At 70.6% G+C, this 14,669-nt stretch carries 15 protein-coding genes, 1 tRNA gene and 1 other RNA gene; 7 read left to right on the top strand and 10 right to left on the bottom strand.

Going from position 1 to position 14,669, the window contains the following annotated elements; translation table 11 throughout:
- Positions 1 to 3: 3 nt before the first annotated feature.
- The 5 genes from ACFY29_RS33605 to ACFY29_RS33585 all read right to left on the bottom strand — a co-directional run bounded on the left by ACFY29_RS33605 (position 4) and on the right by ACFY29_RS33585 (position 4,934).
- The gene (locus ACFY29_RS33605) at positions 4 to 966 is read right to left on the bottom strand and encodes an ABC transporter permease (protein WP_386992622.1); all 963 of its coding nucleotides are present in this window, start codon (positions 964 to 966) and stop codon (positions 4 to 6) included.
- Positions 963 to 1,967 carry an ABC transporter permease gene (locus tag ACFY29_RS33600; RefSeq protein ID WP_328421375.1) on the bottom strand — a complete coding sequence of 335 codons (1,005 nt, stop codon included), beginning with the start codon at positions 1,965 to 1,967 and terminating at the stop codon, positions 963 to 965. Before ACFY29_RS33600 ends, ACFY29_RS33605 begins: the two co-directional genes overlap by 4 nt.
- 82 nt (positions 1,968 to 2,049) lie before the next feature.
- Positions 2,050 to 3,711 carry an ABC transporter substrate-binding protein gene (locus ACFY29_RS33595; protein ID WP_386992620.1) on the bottom strand — a complete coding sequence of 554 codons (1,662 nt, stop codon included), beginning with the start codon at positions 3,709 to 3,711 and terminating at the stop codon, positions 2,050 to 2,052.
- 312 nt (positions 3,712 to 4,023) lie between these two features.
- A complete protein-coding gene (gene recR, locus ACFY29_RS33590; protein WP_355610797.1) occupies positions 4,024 to 4,617 on the bottom strand; it encodes a recombination mediator RecR in 594 nt (197 codons plus the stop codon).
- 8 nt (positions 4,618 to 4,625) lie between these two features.
- Complete coding sequence (locus ACFY29_RS33585; protein ID WP_252417486.1) at positions 4,626 to 4,934, bottom strand: YbaB/EbfC family nucleoid-associated protein; 309 nt, start codon at positions 4,932 to 4,934, stop codon at positions 4,626 to 4,628.
- Between the two features lie 214 nt (positions 4,935 to 5,148).
- Between ACFY29_RS33585 and ACFY29_RS33580 the strand changes: the two genes are divergently transcribed.
- Complete coding sequence (locus ACFY29_RS33580) at positions 5,149 to 5,844, top strand: DUF998 domain-containing protein (RefSeq protein ID WP_386992618.1); 696 nt, start codon at positions 5,149 to 5,151, stop codon at positions 5,842 to 5,844.
- 16 nt (positions 5,845 to 5,860) lie between these two features.
- On the opposite strand, the gene ACFY29_RS33575 is transcribed toward ACFY29_RS33580, so the two are convergent.
- Complete coding sequence (locus ACFY29_RS33575; RefSeq protein WP_386992616.1) at positions 5,861 to 8,626, bottom strand: DNA polymerase III subunit gamma and tau; 2,766 nt, start codon at positions 8,624 to 8,626, stop codon at positions 5,861 to 5,863.
- A 212-nt stretch (positions 8,627 to 8,838) separates the two neighbouring features.
- Positions 8,839 to 8,928, bottom strand: an RNA gene (gene ffs, locus ACFY29_RS33570) — signal recognition particle sRNA small type.
- 82 nt (positions 8,929 to 9,010) lie between these two features.
- On the opposite strand from ffs, the gene ACFY29_RS33565 reads away from it, so the two are divergent.
- Together ACFY29_RS33565 and ACFY29_RS33560 are read left to right on the top strand one after the other, a co-directional pair.
- Positions 9,011 to 9,098, top strand: a tRNA-Ser gene (locus ACFY29_RS33565).
- A 72-nt stretch (positions 9,099 to 9,170) separates the two neighbouring features.
- A complete protein-coding gene (locus ACFY29_RS33560; RefSeq protein WP_386992614.1) occupies positions 9,171 to 10,007 on the top strand; it encodes a class I SAM-dependent methyltransferase in 837 nt (278 codons plus the stop codon).
- Positions 10,008 to 10,014: 7 nt separating this feature from the next.
- On the opposite strand, the gene ACFY29_RS33555 is transcribed toward ACFY29_RS33560, so the two are convergent.
- A complete protein-coding gene (locus tag ACFY29_RS33555) occupies positions 10,015 to 10,254 on the bottom strand; it encodes a flavin reductase (protein WP_386992612.1) in 240 nt (79 codons plus the stop codon).
- A 199-nt stretch (positions 10,255 to 10,453) separates the two neighbouring features.
- Between ACFY29_RS33555 and ACFY29_RS33550 the strand changes: the two genes are divergently transcribed.
- A complete protein-coding gene (locus tag ACFY29_RS33550) occupies positions 10,454 to 11,221 on the top strand; it encodes a Scr1 family TA system antitoxin-like transcriptional regulator (protein WP_386992610.1) in 768 nt (255 codons plus the stop codon).
- A complete protein-coding gene (locus tag ACFY29_RS33545) occupies positions 11,212 to 11,403 on the top strand; it encodes a DUF397 domain-containing protein (RefSeq protein WP_386992608.1) in 192 nt (63 codons plus the stop codon). Before ACFY29_RS33550 ends, ACFY29_RS33545 begins: the two co-directional genes overlap by 10 nt.
- On the opposite strand, the gene ACFY29_RS33540 is transcribed toward ACFY29_RS33545, so the two are convergent.
- Together ACFY29_RS33540 and ACFY29_RS33535 are read right to left on the bottom strand one after the other, a co-directional pair.
- Positions 11,378 to 12,613, bottom strand: coding sequence for an MFS transporter (locus tag ACFY29_RS33540; protein WP_386992606.1), 1,236 nt, complete (start codon positions 12,611 to 12,613; stop codon positions 11,378 to 11,380). The two genes, ACFY29_RS33545 and ACFY29_RS33540, sit on opposite strands and share 26 nt — an antisense overlap.
- Before the next feature lie 155 nt (positions 12,614 to 12,768).
- On the bottom strand, positions 12,769 to 13,419 hold the full coding sequence (locus ACFY29_RS33535; RefSeq protein ID WP_386992604.1) for a DUF1349 domain-containing protein: 651 nt from the start codon (positions 13,417 to 13,419) through the stop codon (positions 12,769 to 12,771).
- A gap of 104 nt (positions 13,420 to 13,523) precedes the next feature.
- On the opposite strand from ACFY29_RS33535, the gene ACFY29_RS33530 reads away from it, so the two are divergent.
- Both ACFY29_RS33530 and ACFY29_RS33525 read left to right on the top strand, forming a co-directional pair.
- Positions 13,524 to 14,078, top strand: a complete 555-nt coding sequence (locus ACFY29_RS33530) for a hypothetical protein (protein ID WP_386992602.1) — start codon at positions 13,524 to 13,526, stop codon at positions 14,076 to 14,078.
- A 92-nt stretch (positions 14,079 to 14,170) separates the two neighbouring features.
- Positions 14,171 to 14,665 carry a hypothetical protein gene (locus tag ACFY29_RS33525; protein WP_386992769.1) on the top strand — a complete coding sequence of 165 codons (495 nt, stop codon included), beginning with the start codon at positions 14,171 to 14,173 and terminating at the stop codon, positions 14,663 to 14,665.
- Positions 14,666 to 14,669: the final 4 nt, after the last annotated feature.

Below are 14,669 nucleotides of genomic sequence, written 5' to 3'. Positions count from 1 at the left end.
GGCCTACTTCCGCAGCTTCGGGTCGAGGGCCTCGCGCATCGCCTCACCGAGCAGGGTGAAGCCGAGCGCGGTGATGATGATCGCGACCGCCGGGTAGATCGCCAGCGACGGCCGGATGCCGAGGTACTGCTGCGCGTCGGCGAGCATGACCCCCCACTCCGGTACGGCGGTGTCGGGGTTGCCCAGGCCCAGGAAGGAGAGCGCCGCGGCCTCGATGATCGCGGTGGCCAGGGTCAGGGTGGCCTGCACGATCACCGGCGCGAGCGAATTCGGCACCACGTGAGTCAGCGCGATCTTGGACTTCTTCACCCCGAGCGAGGTGGCCGCCAGCACATAGTCGCTGTTGGCCTGGGAGATCATCGAGCCACGCAGCAGCCGGGCGAAGACCGGCACCGAGACCACACCGACCGCGATCATCACCGTGGTCAGGCTGGCCCCGAGCAGGGCCGCGATGCTGACCGCCAGCAGCAGGCTCGGCATCGCCAGCAGCATGTCGACGAACCGCATCAGCGTGGTGTCGATCCACCGCCCCCACCGGCCACCGAGGCCGGCCGCGGCACCGGAGATGCCGCCGATCAGCGCACCGATCGCCAGACCGATCAGGGTGGAGACCACGCCGACCAGCAGGGTCTGCCGTGCACCCACGATCATCCGGCTGAACTCGTCCCGGCCCTGGTGGTCGTAACCAAACCAGTGATCGCCGGTGGGGCCGGGGATGAGGCCCGGCTTGATCAGCCCCTCGCGGATGCCGATCGTGTCGGTCGGCGCGTACGGCACGAGGAACGGACCGATCACCGCGACCAGCACGAAGATCGCCAGGATGATCGCGCCGACGACCGCCGCCGGGTTGCCGCGCAGCCGGCGGAACGCCTCCTGCCAGAGGCTGACCCCGCGCTCGTCGTCGCGGGCAGCCAGCTCCGAGAGCCGGTCGATCTTTTCGCGCTTCTTTCCCGGGCTGAGCGTCATCGCACCCTCACCCTCGGGTCGATGAAGCTGTAGGAGAGGTCGACCAGAAGGTTCACCAGCACGTACACCACCGCGATGATCAGAATGAAGCCCATCAGCACCGGATAGTCGCGCTGGCCGATGGCCTCGGCGACGAAGGCTCCGATGCCACTGAAGGCGAAGACGGTCTCGGTCAGCACGGCGCCGGAGAGCAGACCGCCGGCGAGCAGGCCGATCGAGGTGGCCACCGGCAGCATCGCGTTGCGCAGCACGTGCCGGCTACGGACCGTCTGCTCGGTCAGGCCCTTGGCCTCGGCGGTCCGGACAAAGTCCTCGTTCAGCACCTCCAGCACGCTCGCCCGGGTTATCCGGACGATGATCGCCAGCGGGATGCTGGCCAGCGCGATGGCGGGCAGCACCAGATGCCAGAGGGCGTCGGCGGCGGCGTCCCACTCGCGGGTCATCAGCCCGTCGAGGACGAAGAAGTTGGTGACTCGGGTCGCCCCGAGCGTCGGGTCCTGCCGGCCGCTGGACGGGAACCAGTGCAGGTTCTCCGAGAAGATCGCCTTGAGCACGTAGCCGAGGAAGAAGACCGGGATGCAGATGCCGATCAGCGAGCCGCCCACGGAGGCGTGGTCCAGGAACCGGCCCCGACGGCGGGCGGCCAGATAGCCCAGCGGGATGCCGATACCGATCGCGATCACCATCGCGGTGATGGTCAGCTCGACGGTGCCGGGGAAGCGCTCGATGAACTCCGTGGTGACCGCCCGCTTGGTGGAGGTCGAGGTGCCCAGGTCGAGCTTGACCATCCGCCGAACGAACCGTCCGTACTGCACCAGGATGGGCTCGTCGAGGCCCATGTTGTGGCGGATGGCGGCACGCATCTCGGGCGTGCCGCGCTCGCCGAGAATGGCGGTCTCGGGGCCGCCGGGGAGCCTGCGGAGCCAGATGAAGAGCAGAAGGGAGAGCCCGAACAGCGTGGGTATCAGCTGAAGCAGGCGCCTGACGATGAACCGGAACACGGCGGCCTCGAAGGGGTGCGGAGGGTTGCGGGCGGGCGCTGTGCGACAGCGCCCGCCCGCGTTCCTTGCGTCAGATCAGGACTTACTTGAACTCGGCGGAGGCGTACCGCTCGTCGGTGAGCGGGCTCGCCTTGACGCCGGTCACGTCCTTGCCGAACACGATCGCCGGCGGGGAGTGCGAGATCGGCACACCGGGCAGGAAGTCCATCACGGCCTTGTTGAGGGCCTTGTACTTCTCGGTCCGGGCCGCCGGGTCGGCGGTGGTGTCCGCGTCCTTGAACTGGTCGAACAGGGCCTTGTTGTTGAAGCCCCACTCGTCCTTCGGCCGGTCGAAGAAGGTACCGATGAAGTTGTAGGCGTCGCCGTAGTCACCGGTCCAGCCGAGGAAGTGGATGTCGTGCTTGCTACCGGAGGTGGTGGCGTTGAGGTAGTCCGGGCTCCACTTGAGCGGGATCGCCTGGACCGTGATGCCGACCGCCTTCAGGTCCGCCGAGAGCAACTCGAAGATGTCCTTCGGGTTCGGCATGTACGGCCGGGTGACCTCGGTCGGGTAGTGGAACTTCAGCGTCAGGTTCGACGCACCGGCCTCGGCCAGCAGCGCCTTCGCCTTGGCCGGGTCGTACGTGTACTTGGTGACGTCGCCGTTCCAGCCCTCAACGGTGTCCGGCATGAAGTTGTCGGCGACCTTGGCGCCCGGGGGCAGCTTCGAGTCGACCAGCTGCTGACGGTTCAGCGCGTACGCGATCGCCTGCCGGACCTTCGGGTCGGCGAGCTTCGGGTTGCCCTTCTGGTTGATCGCCAGGTAGAGCACGTTGAACGCCGGGCGGGTGAGGACGTTGAAGCCCTCGCCCTTCAGCGGCTCGACGTCGGCCGGGCCGACCAGGTCGTAGCCCTGGATGTCACCGGAGCGCAGCGCCTGCTTGCGGGCGTTCTCGTCCGAGATCGTCTTGAAGATCAGGGTCTTCAGCTTGGCCTTGGTGCCCGAGTAGTCCTCGTTGCGCTCCAGGGTCAGCGTCTTGTTCGCGACGTCCCAGGTCTTGAACTTGAACGGGCCGGTGCCGGTCGGGTGCTCCGTCGCGTACGCCGGGTACTTGATGTCCTCGGCGGTGCCGCCCACGTTGCTGGCGTCGAACTCCTGCAGCGCCTTCGGGCTGTGGATGGAGAACGAGGGGAGCATCAGCGCGGCCGGGATCTTGCTGGAGACCCGGGTGAACGCCAGGTCGACAGTGGTCGCATCCTTGGCGGCGCAGGACTTGAAGAGGCTCGGCGGCAGGTCCGCGTTCTCGTTCGCGGCGAAGCCACCCATGACGTCCTGCCAGTACGCGGTCACGTCCGGGCTCTGCATGAGGCCCTTGGCGTTGTACCAGCGGTTGAAGTTGACGCAGACGGCCTCGGCGTTGAAGTCGGTGCCATCGTGGAACTTCACGCCCGAGCGGAGCTTGAAGGTCCAGGTGGTGCCGGCGGCGTCCGGGGTCCAGGACTCGGCCAGGCCGGGGGTGACCTTGGTGCCACCCTCCTCCGGTCGGACCAGCGTCTCGAAGACCTGACGCGCCACACGCAGCGACTCACCGTCGCTGGCGAAGCTCGGGTCGAGCACCTTCGGGTCTCCGGCAACGCCGAAGACGAGGGTGTCCTTCTTGCTACCGCTGGAGCTGTCGTCACGGTTGCTCTCGGCGCAGCCTGCTACCGCGAGGGCCGCGACCGCGACGGCCGCTATCGCGACCTTCGGCCTGGGTGCACGCATCGTGCCTCACCTCGTCCTTGGGGGTACGGACAACGTGGTGACAGGGGTCACCGATGGCGGTGACCATAGCTCCCGTTGCGTCCAGCCGGAAACCGTTGGGTGGACGGTTGGTATCGGATCGTGCCTCAATCGTCGCTTGACATTCGAATCGAAGGTGAAAGTCGTCCGAAACCGTGCAATCGCCACCCGCGATGCCAAACTGTTACGTCGAACGGCCGCAGGAGGGAGCAGGTGTCAGATCATTTCCGGGCACGACGGCGACGATGGTCGGCACCCGGACCGGGTGCCGACCATCGGCCGTACGAGGCCGGTTCAGACGGCCCGGCGCCCCTCGAAGGCCCGACCGAGGGTGATCTCGTCGGCGTACTCCAGGTCGCCGCCCACCGGCAGCCCGCTGGCCAGCCGGGTCACCGCGATCCCCATCGGCTTCACCATCAACGCCAGGTAGGTGGCGGTCGCCTCGCCCTCGGTGTTCGGGTCGGTGGCCAGGATCAGCTCCCGCACCGTGCCCTCGCCAAGCCGGATCATCAGCTCCCGGATGCGCAGATTGTCCGGGCCGATCCCCTCCAGCGGATTGATCGCGCCGCCGAGCACGTGGTACCGGCCGCGGAACTCACCGGTCCGCTCGACAGCCACCACGTCCTTGGGCTCCTCCACCACGCACAGCACCTCGTTCGTGCGGCGGGGGTCGCGGCAGATCCGGCACTGCTCGGACTCGGCCACGTTGTAACAGGTCGTGCAGAACCGCACCAGCTCCTTGACCTTGCGCAGCGCGCCGGCCAGCCGGTTGACGTCGGTCGGATCCGCCGACAGCACGTGGAACGCGATCCGCTGGGCGCTCTTCGGGCCCACGCCCGGCAGCCGACCCAGCTCGTCGATCAGATCCTGGATGGCACCTTCGTACATCTGCCGGCTCAGAAACCGGGCAGGCCGAGGCCGCCCATGCCGCCGGTGACGGGGCCCATCTTGCGCTCGGTCAGCTCCCGTGCCGCCTCGGCGGCGTTGTGCACGGCCGCGACGACCAGGTCCTCCAGAGTCTCCACGTCGTCCGGGTCGACGGCCTTCGGGTCGATCTTGATCGCCTTGAGCTCACCGGCGCCGGAGACGGTCGCGGTGACCAGCCCACCGCCGGCGGTGCCGGTCAGCTCGGCCTCGGCCAACTCGGCCTGGGCGGTGGCGATCTGCTGCTGCATCTTCTGCGCCTGCTTCAGCATCTGCTGCATGTTCGGCTGTCCACCTGGGCGCACGGATGGCTCCTTCTCGCACTCGTCTGCTCGGCCGCCGCCCAGCCTATCCGCTGTGACCGACCCCGCCCCGCCAGGTGCGTCGACCCACGCCGGAGCCGAAAGGACGGCGTCCGGGTACGGCTAGCACTACCCGGAACCGGCCGGCTACGGGTAGTGCGGCGGGACCTGCCGAACTGGTCTGCTCGACGGTATGCACCTCAACCGCACCGGCCGGATCGGCGCCCTGTGCTGGATGACGGCCGTACCGATCTTCCTCACCGCCAGCCTGGTCACCGGCCTGCGCTGGCGCCAGCCCACCTACAGCTGGGCCACCAACAACATCAGCGACCTCGGCAACGTCCACTGCGGGAGCTGGGACACCAGCAGGCCCCGCTCCGTCTGCTCGCCCTGGCACCCGCTGATGAACGCCGCACTGCTGGCCACCGCCGTGCTGCTCGCCGCCGGGCTACTGCTGACCTGGCGGCTCCTCGGTCGCGGTGCCGTGGTCCGGTCGGCCCAGACGCTGCTGCTGGCCACCGGCGGGTACGCCCTGGCGGCCGTCTATCCGGCGGATGTCGACGAGAACCGACACGTCCTGGGCGCCTTTCTGATCATGGGAGGCAATGTCGGCCTGCTCCTCGCCGGGCGCGCGCCACGCGGCACCGTGCTCGGCCAGTGGCGACGCCTCACCCTCACCGCCGGGTTGATCGCCCTGGCCGGGACGGTGCTGTTCTTCGCCCAGCAGGGCATCGGGATCGGGGTGGGCGGCATGGAACGGGTCGCCGTGCTGCCCTTCCCGCTCTGGGCCTGCTGCCTCGGCGTCCTGCTCGCCGAGACAGCCGGTGGTCGGGTGCCGCAGAGACGGTCGACCGTGCCGTCCGCAACCGCTGCCGTGCCCCGGTGGTGATCGCCGGGAAGCGCAGCTAGCGCGCGTCGACCTCGTCGATCTTCTCGGCCCCGAACGTCTCGCGGAGCAGCCGTACCGCTTGCTCCTCGCTGGACTCCCGGGCGGTCTTCTCGTCGATGACCTCGTCCAGCGGCTCGTCTCCCGGGTCGAACCCCTCGTAGGTCGGGGTGGCCGCCGGTGCCGCGCCACCCGGCTTGGCGCGCAACGGGCCGTCGAAGTCCGGGTCGTAGGGCGGTTCGCCGGCCCACTCGGCGTCCGCGGTGGGCCGGGCCGCTGCTCCGGTACGCGGACCGCGCCCTGCCGCCGCCGCGCGGGCGGCGGCGATGGCGCTGCTCACCGGGGCACCACCGGTGGCCGGCTGGCGAGCAGCCGGCGTCGGGTTGGCCCGTCCGCCCGGCTTGCCGCCGCCGGTCGCCGTGCCCGTGCCGCCGCCGTTCGCGCCCGAGCCGCTTCCACCGGTACGGCCCTGGTCAGTGCTGTTCGCACCGGTGCCCGTTCCGTCGGTGCGGCCCGGGTCAGTGCTGTTCACGTCGGCGCGACCACGGTCCGTGCCGTTTGCGCCGGCCGATCCGGAGCCGCCGGGCGCTGCGTCGTCCACGGCGGTGGCGCCACCCGGGCGGGCGGCCTCCGGCCAGTCCTCGTCATCCGTCGCCTCGACGGCGGGGGCACTGCCACCGGGGCGGGCCGCCTCCGGCCAGTCGTCCTCGGCATCGGCCGGTGCGGACGCCTGCTCACCAGGCTGCCGACTCGTACCGCGACCGCTGGACGCGCCCGTGCCAGAGGAGGCATCGGGACCGCCCCGCGCACCGGACGGGCCGCCGGACAGGTCCTCGCGGGGACCCGAGCCGCCGGTCGGGCCGGCAGCGGCGGTCGCGTTCGTCGGGGCGGGCGGAGCGTCCACGGGGACGGATCGAGCCGGCGCGGCGGGCTGCGAGCGCGGCGGACCGGACAGCGACACGCCGCCCCGCTCGCCGGCCACCTCGCAGCGGATCTGCCAGCGCCCGCCCAACTCCTCGTAGAGCGCGTCGGTGAGCACCGCCGCGTGATCGGCCATCATCTTGGCCAGCACGGTGGACTTGACCGTCAGCACCAGCATGTCGCCGTCGAGTTCGCGCACCACCGCGTCACGCATCAGGGCGGCGATCCGCTTGTTGGTCCGGTTGACCTTGCCAATCACATCGGGCCACGCCCGGCGGACCGCGACCGCGTCCAGCGCCGCAGCCGGCGCACCAGGTCGGGGCGGCTCCGGCGTCGCCGGGTCGGGCAGCACCGCCGACTGCGGCACCGCACGACGTGGGGCCGGTGAGCCGGGGCCGGCCGCGACGGATGCGGCCCGGTCGGCGTGTGCGGTGGCGGTTGCCGCCGCACCGGGTGAGCCCGGGATCGGCGAGTCAGCGGCCGAAGCGCCAGGGACCGGAGCAGTCGAGGCCGGGGGGTTCGGGGCGGCCGTGCTCGGGGTCGGGGACGCCGCCGGGTCGACCGTCCACGGGGGCGCTGAGGTCGGGGCGTTGGCGGGTGCCGGGGTGGCGGCAGCCGGGACCGGCGAGGCCGGCTGTGGGCGTACCCCCGGGTTGGTGGCCGGTGCGGAGCCGGCGGCGGCCGACGGCGCGTCGGCGCCGCTCAGGGTGAGCCGGCGTTCCATCCGTTCCAGGCGCTGGAGCAGGCCACCGGTGGAGTCGTCCGCGCCGGGCAGCAGCATCCGGGCGCAGATCAGCTCCAGCAGCAGCCGGGGCGCCGTGGTGCCGCGCATCTCCACCAGGCCGTCGTGCACGATGTCGGCGCAGCGGGAGAGCGTGCCCGGGCCGAGCTGCGAGGCCTGGGCGGCCATCCGCTCGATCTGGTCGGCGGGGCCGTCGATCAGGCCCTTCGCGGCGGCGTCCGGCACCTGCTGGATCACGATCAGGTCGCGCAGCCGCTCCAGCAGATCGGAGGCGAACCGGCGCATGTCGTGCCCGGCCTCGGCGACCCGGTCGACGGTGGCGTACGCGGCGGCGCCGTCACCGGCGGCCAGCGCGTCGCACATCTCGTCGATCAGCGCGGAGTCGGTGACCCCGAGCAGCGCGACGGCCCGCGCGTAGCTGACCCCCTCCGGGCCGGCCCCGGCGATGAGCTGGTCGAGCACGGAGAGGCTGTCCCGCATGCTGCCGCCACCGGCGCGCACCACCAGCGGAAAGACCGCCGGCTCGACGGCGACGCCCTCGGCCTGGGTGAGCTGCTCCAGGTACGGGCGGACCACCTTCGGCGGAAACAGCCGGAACGGGTAGTGGTGGGTCCGCGACCGGATCGTGCCGAGGACCTTCTCCGGCTCGGTGGTGGCGAAGATGAACTTGACGAACTCCGGAGGCTCCTCGACCAGCTTGAGCAGGGCGTTGAAGCCCTGGGTCGAGACCATGTGCGCCTCGTCGATGATGTAGATCTTGAAGCGGCTGCTGGCCGGCGCGAAGAAGGCACGCTCGCGCAGCTCGCGGGCGTCATCGACACCGCCGTGGCTGGCCGCGTCGATCTCGATCACGTCGATCGAGCCGGCACCGTCGGTGGCCAGCGAGCGGCAGGACTGACACTTGCCGCACGGCTCGGGGGTGGGGCCCTGCTCACAGTTGAGCGAGCGGGCCATGATCCGGGCGCTGGTGGTCTTGCCGCAGCCACGGGGGCCGGAGAAGAGGTAGGCGTGGTTGAGCCGCCCGCTGCGCAGCGCCTGCGACAGCGGCTCGGTCACGTGCTCCTGACCGATGACCTCAGCGAAGGTACGCGGCCGGTACTTGCGGTAGAGCGCCAGCGTCACTCGTCCCGCCTCCTCTCGACCGAGCCATTCTGCGCCGGTCGGGCGCGGGTGACCACCCACCCCGCCGGGCGCCTGGGTTTGCCGCGCCTGGGTTGCCGCGCTTGATCGACGTTGCCGCGCTTGATCGACTCCATGTCGTCTACATGGCGGTGTCCGCGGCCCGGGACAGCCCCACATCGGCGACCTGGAGTGGATCGAGGACCCGGAGACAAAAAGGCCTCCCGTGCACCCGGCAGAGCTCGCTTATCCTTGCTGCCTTCCGGCCCTGGGGAGGTTCACGAGATACCGCCGCACGGGAGGTGACGCCAAGCCTACCCGACCGCCGGTCGATCTTCAGGGGGTGGTGGGGTGACCCTGCCCATGGGGGCCTGTATCCTGGCTCGCGGAGGATTCGCCTAGAGGCCTAGGGCGCACGCTTGGAAAGCGTGTTGGGTTTACACCCTCACGAGTTCGAATCTCGTATCCTCCGCCAGCTGATCAGCAGAAACGCCCGGCAGACCATAATCGGTCCGCCGGGCGTTGATCTTGTGGTCTCATCGACGTCGTGGCTGACACGGCGTGGGAGTGGGACGAGACGTTGTACGCGGGCAGCGCCAGCCACTACAGCGTCGGGCGCATGCCCTACCCGCCCAGCCTCGCCGAGGCCGTCGGCAAGGAACTCGGACTCGACGGCACCGGCCGACTCCTGGATGTCGGCTGCGGACCCGGATCGGTGACGCTCCTGTTCGCGCCCCTGGTCGAGGCAGCAGTGGGAGTCGACGCCGACCAGGGCATGATCAACGAGGCGCGGCGCAGGGCCAGCGAGGTCGGGGTCACCAACGTCGAGTGGCGGCACCTACGCGCCGAGGCTCTGCCAGCCGACCTGGGCACGTTCCGGGTGGCCACGTTCGCCCAGTCCTTCCACTGGATGGATCGGCCCCTCGTGACCCGTCGCGTCCGCGACATGCTCGCGCCGGGCGGGGCCTGGGTCCACGTCGGCGCCAACACGCACCAGGGCGTGACCGGGGACGACCTGCTGCCGTACCCCCGGCCTCCGTGGCAGCAGATCGACGACCTGGTCGCCAGCTACCTGGGACCGGTCCGCCGGGCCGGACAGGGGTGGCTGCCCTCCGGCACCCCCGGCGGGGAGGAGGAGATCATGCGGCAGGCCGGCTTCACCGGCCCCACCCGCATCACGGTCGACCAAGGGATGGTCGTGGAACGCGGTGTCGACGAAGTCGCCTCCGCGGTGTTCTCGCTGTCCAGCTCGGCACCACACCTGTTCGCCGATCGGCTCCCCGCCTTCGAGGCGGACCTGCGTCACCTCCTGTCCGAAGCGGCGCAAGATGGTCGCTTCGCGGAGCGGAGGCGAGGGATCGACGTCGTCATCTGGCGCCCCTGACCACCCGTCACCCGCGAGCCCGAGCCCAGGAGATGAAGCGGTCGGTCAGCCGGGCCGGGTCGAGGCCGGCGAGCTGTTCGCCGGCCTCCGTCTGGAGCGTCGCCAGGTAGACCAGCAACGCCACCCGGTCCCGCCGGTACTCGGCGAGCAGCCGCAACTTGGCGGCCGAGCAGGGCCAGGCGATGCCGCACGCCGCGCAGCGCCAGGTGGGACGGGTCGGTAGATGATCCCGGTGGCGGCGGGGCATTGGCCGGGCCTCCTTCGCGGTGGAAGGGGGCCACCCGGCCTCCGCGCCCGGGCGGCCCCCTGACTGACGCCGACCGCCGGACTCTTTCGCCTCCACCGGCCGCGCCGTCTTCTGCGGATCACCCTCGCGCGCGTCACCAGACAGATACACCGCGTAGCGATATGGTCGGCAGATATTCGAGACATCCGATGGAGGGGCCGTGAACGACGCGCTTCGGGTGGCGCTCAGCGACACCGGGCACACCACCGAATCCCTCGCCGAGACCGTCGGCGTCGACCCGAAGACCGTGGCGCGCTGGCTGAGCGAGGGCCGCATCCCGCATCCTCGGCACCGGTTCGCGGCAGCGGAAGCCCTCCATAAGGACGTGTCGGACATCTGGCCGGACACTTCAAGACGTCGGGACCCGATTTGGTTCCGTCCCTGGCAGGAAATCGAGCGCGAGGCGGTGTCACTGCGCTGGTTCGAATCGACCGTCCTGCCGGGACTGCTCCAGACCGAGGCGTACGCCCACGCGGTGCTCAGCGGCGCGGGCCTGATCCCCCGAAGCGACATCGACCGGCACCTCACGGTCCGACTCACCCGGCAGGGCGTACTCAAGCGGGACGACCCACCGCAGTTCACGGCGGTCATCGACGAGGCCATCCTCCACCGGCCGGTCGGTAGTCGATCGATCATGCGGGAGCAACTGCGGGCCGTGGTCGCGGCCTGCGCCGAGCCGCACATCCGGGTGCACATCGTGCCCGCCACCGTCGGCGCCTATGCCGGCCTCAATGGACCGTTCGTGATCGCTCACAGCCACGATCACCGGGTCGCTGGCTACCTGGACAACCAACTCCAGGGACAAGTCGCTAGCGACCCGGAGGACATCGCGGCCATGATGGCAGCGTGGGAGAACGTGCGCGGCGAGGCGTTGTCCCACTGGCAGTCGGTCGACCTAATCACGGAAGTGGCGGAGACATGGAGCTGAACGGCGCCCGGTGGCGCAAGAGCAGTCGCAGCAGCGGCAACGGCGGCGCATGTGTCGAGGTCGCCGACAACCTGCCCGGCATGGTCGGCGTGCGGGACTCGAAGGACCCGACCGGGCCCGCGCTGACCTTCACCCCGGCTGCCTGGCGCGCGTTCGTCACCCGGCTCGCTCCGCGGTCCTGACCGAGACCGGCTCGTCCGGTCGAGTCGGCAGGACAGGTGGGGTGCGGAGGGCCCAGAGGGCCAGTGGGACGGCGGCGACCGCGGCGGTCAGCAGGATCAGGCGGTGGTCGAGGAGTTCAAGCACGCTCGCGCCGGCCAGCAGCGCCACGGTGGACGGACCGAAGGTCAGCGTATTGACCGTGGACGCCACCCGGCCGACCAGCTCGCTCGGCGTCTCCCGCTGGACGGCCGTCCAGACGGTGACCAGCACCAGCGGCACGCCGAGCCCGACCGCCAGCCCACCGGCGACCACCAGCCCGACCGAGGTCGTGGCGCGCAGGGCCAGCCCAACGGCGAAGACGGCAACCGCCCCGGCCACCACCCGCCGGTCACCGAAGCGGCGCAGCAGTGATCCGGCGGCCAGGCCGCCAATGAGCGACCCGACGCCCTGCACGGTGGCGAGCACGCCGTTGAACTCCGGCGGCCGGCCCAGGCCGGCGTCCACCACGGCGTACGCGACGGCGCCGTTGAGCCCCATCAGCACCATGGTGAACGCGGCGCAGCCGACGATGTGCCGCAGCGCGCGATGCCGGCGCAGGTGCCCCCACCCGTCGGCGAGCTGTCTCGTCCAGCGCTCGGGACGCCCGGGCGGCTGCTCCCGGACCCGCAGCGACCAGAAGACGAGCCCGGCCAGTACGAAGGTGGCCGCGTCCAGCAGCACCACGGGGTGCGCGCCGTACGCGGCGAACAGCCCCGCCCCGGCCAGCGGGGCGAGCAGCTTCATTCCCTCGTTGATCGTGGTCCGGAGCCCGTTGAAGTCGCCGAGCAGCGGCCCGGGCACCACCGCCGGCACCAGCGCGGCCTCGGCCGCGTCGGTCAGCACGAAGGTGATCCCGTACGCGGTCATCACCGCGAAGATCAACCAGACCCGGGTGGCCGAGTCGACCAGCAGCAGCACCGGCAGCAATCCCGCCATCACCGCGTGCAGGACGATCAGCAGCGGCCGGCGGCGGAACCGGTCGGCGAGCAGCCCGAGCAGCGGCCCGAGCAGGGTGGGCGCCCACACCCCCAGAGTCACCAGGGCGGCAAGGCTGCTCGACCCGCTCAGCTCCTTCACCCAGATGCCGGCCACCAGCAACATCGCCGCGGTGCCGAAGCCGGACACCAGCACCCCGCCGAGGTAGCGGCCGGCGTCGCGATCGGTCAGCACCCTTGCCGTACCCCAGCTCATCGCACCTCCCCACCAGCGGCAGATTCTGCCCCAGCGGTGGCTGCGGCGGGTGCCCTCGCCGCTCGGACGGGTGCGGTCCGGGGATCATCGCCGGGCCGGGCCGGAATCCGTCGTACACATGTTCTATCCACAGGCTGTGGACAGCGGCGGGTGTGTCAGGAGCCGTCGCGGAGATCGGCGAGACGTTCGGGCCGGAAGTGGATCTCGTCGAAGGTCGCGCTGCACCCGTCGCCGGTCGGTGACTGGCCCGCGAAGCCGATCCGGTCGCGGGACGTCTCGCCATCGAAACTGAACACGCGGATCAACTGCCAGGTCCTGCCGTCGAGTGAGGCGTGGTACGCGTAGACCCGGCCGATTCGCGAGACCCGCAGCCACACCGACCGGTCGGCCACCACGAAGGCGTTCGCGTCGTCGGCGACGCCCCGGCAGATGACGGACACGATCATGGGCTCACCCTCGGGTGAGAACTCGAAGCACAACTTGCCCCAGCACCGCTCGTCACGCCAGACCAGGAGCACCCCGGCGTCGAAGGTCGAGGCAAAGGCCACGGTGACCCGGGCGCTGAACTGGAAGTCGCCCTCCGGCGGCAGGTCGCCGAGCAGCGTCGCCGCGTTGAGGACGGGCTCCGGGCTCGGCGCGGTGCTCTCGCCCGCGTTGACAAGGCCGCCACTCGGGTCGATGAAGAGGTCCGTGTGGGGCTGCGCCGACACCGTCACGGCGCCGGTCGCCTCGTCGACCCGCCAGAGCCCCGCGGACGAGGGCGCGAGCGGAGACGGCATACCGGGGACGGTCAGTCGATCAGCCATGGCACAGGACCGTATAACGGGTACGGTCCGGGGATCGACGCCGGGCCAGCCGGAATCCGTCGTACACATGTTCTATCCACAGGCTGTGGACGGCGGAGGGTTCGATGGGTTACCAGCTCAGCGCGGTGGTCGCGGACGCGGAACTGCTCCGCGAGCAGACCGCCGAGCTGGATCACGCGGTCCTCGGCGAGCTGCGCCAGGACTTCGCGCTGCTACCGGTCACCCCGCAGTTGGTGGTGGAGCTGACCGGGTCGCTGCCGGATTTCGCGGTGGACGAACGGAGTGCCGAGCGTCCGTTCGACCTGGTCCTGTCGCCGGCACTGGCAGAGCTGCTGGCCCGCTGGTCGCAGCCGGGGCCGGTCGCGTACCTGGAGGCGGAGTTCGGTGGCGGCGCCGGCTACCAGTCGGCGGCGGTGTGGCAGGGTGGCGCGCTGTCCTGGGGTCCATCGTTCGACGACGTGCTCGACGCGCCGCGCGAGGAGTGGCCGATCAACATGGCGCTGATCCGGCTCGGCGTCGAGCCGGGCACGTGGATCGACCCGTTCGCCGAGTTGGGGTTGCACCTGGAGCGGAACACCGACGGTTGGCTGGCGCACGGGCGCCGCCGGCTCAGCGCCGACTACTGGGATGAGCTGGTCGAGCAGTGGGAAAACCAGTAATCCGTCGACTGGCAGCAACCTGAACGTCTCGGTCCCGTTGGGGACTGGGGGATTCCATGAAATCGCGACAATTTGCGTTTATTGCCATGCTGCTGACGGCTGCCTCGATCGCCGGAAGCGGCGTGCCGCCAACCGGGCCGATCCCGGACGGCCGGCCCGCCGGCAGCGTGGAGATCATCGACCTGAACGGCCTGCGCAACATCGAGTTCGGTGACACCGAGGACGAGCTGACCCGCCGGGGCATCCTGCGTACCGACATGGAAGCCTGCGGGCCGATGCTCGCCGGCCACGACACGGTCAGCCCGGTCTTCGCCGAGGACAAACTGGTGCTGCTCTGGGTCGGCGACCCGATGCGGACACCAGAGGGCATCACCGTGGGCTCACCGGTCGACCAGGTGTGGTCCCGCTATCCGTCGGTCACCCGGCTGCACGCTCCACAGGGGACGCAGCGGTTCGACGGGCTGCTCGCCCGCAGCGGGGACCGCGCGTACCTCTTCCTGCACGACGGGCGCACCGTCCGGAAAACCATCGCCGGGTACGCCGACTGGGCCCGCCGCCTCTTCGACGAGGGAGCGGGCCCGTGCTGAACCG

The organism is Micromonospora sp. NPDC000668 (genome assembly GCF_042897975.1).
In the GTDB taxonomy this organism is placed as follows: domain Bacteria; phylum Actinomycetota; class Actinomycetes; order Mycobacteriales; family Micromonosporaceae; genus Micromonospora.
This window is presented reverse-complemented; position numbering and strand designations above follow the sequence as displayed.

Excerpts from the sequence above, each read along its gene's own strand:
- ACFY29_RS33605 (WP_386992622.1), bottom strand. The coding sequence starts at position 966 with ATGACGCTCAGCCCGGGAAAGAAGCGCGAAAAGATCGACCGGCTCTCG.
- ACFY29_RS33595 (WP_386992620.1), bottom strand. The coding sequence starts at position 3,711 with ATGCGTGCACCCAGGCCGAAGGTCGCGATAGCGGCCGTCGCGGTCGCG.
- recR (WP_355610797.1), bottom strand. The coding sequence starts at position 4,617 with ATGTACGAAGGTGCCATCCAGGATCTGATCGACGAGCTGGGTCGGCTG.
- ACFY29_RS33585 (WP_252417486.1), bottom strand. The coding sequence starts at position 4,934 with ATGCAGCAGATGCTGAAGCAGGCGCAGAAGATGCAGCAGCAGATCGCC.
- ACFY29_RS33580 (WP_386992618.1), top strand. The coding sequence starts at position 5,149 with ATGCACCTCAACCGCACCGGCCGGATCGGCGCCCTGTGCTGGATGACG.
- ACFY29_RS33555 (WP_386992612.1), bottom strand. The coding sequence starts at position 10,254 with ATGCCCCGCCGCCACCGGGATCATCTACCGACCCGTCCCACCTGGCGC.
- ACFY29_RS33545 (WP_386992608.1), top strand. The coding sequence starts at position 11,212 with ATGGAGCTGAACGGCGCCCGGTGGCGCAAGAGCAGTCGCAGCAGCGGC.
- ACFY29_RS33540 (WP_386992606.1), bottom strand. The coding sequence starts at position 12,613 with ATGAGCTGGGGTACGGCAAGGGTGCTGACCGATCGCGACGCCGGCCGC.
- ACFY29_RS33535 (WP_386992604.1), bottom strand. The coding sequence starts at position 13,419 with ATGGCTGATCGACTGACCGTCCCCGGTATGCCGTCTCCGCTCGCGCCC.
- ACFY29_RS33530 (WP_386992602.1), top strand. The coding sequence starts at position 13,524 with ATGGGTTACCAGCTCAGCGCGGTGGTCGCGGACGCGGAACTGCTCCGC.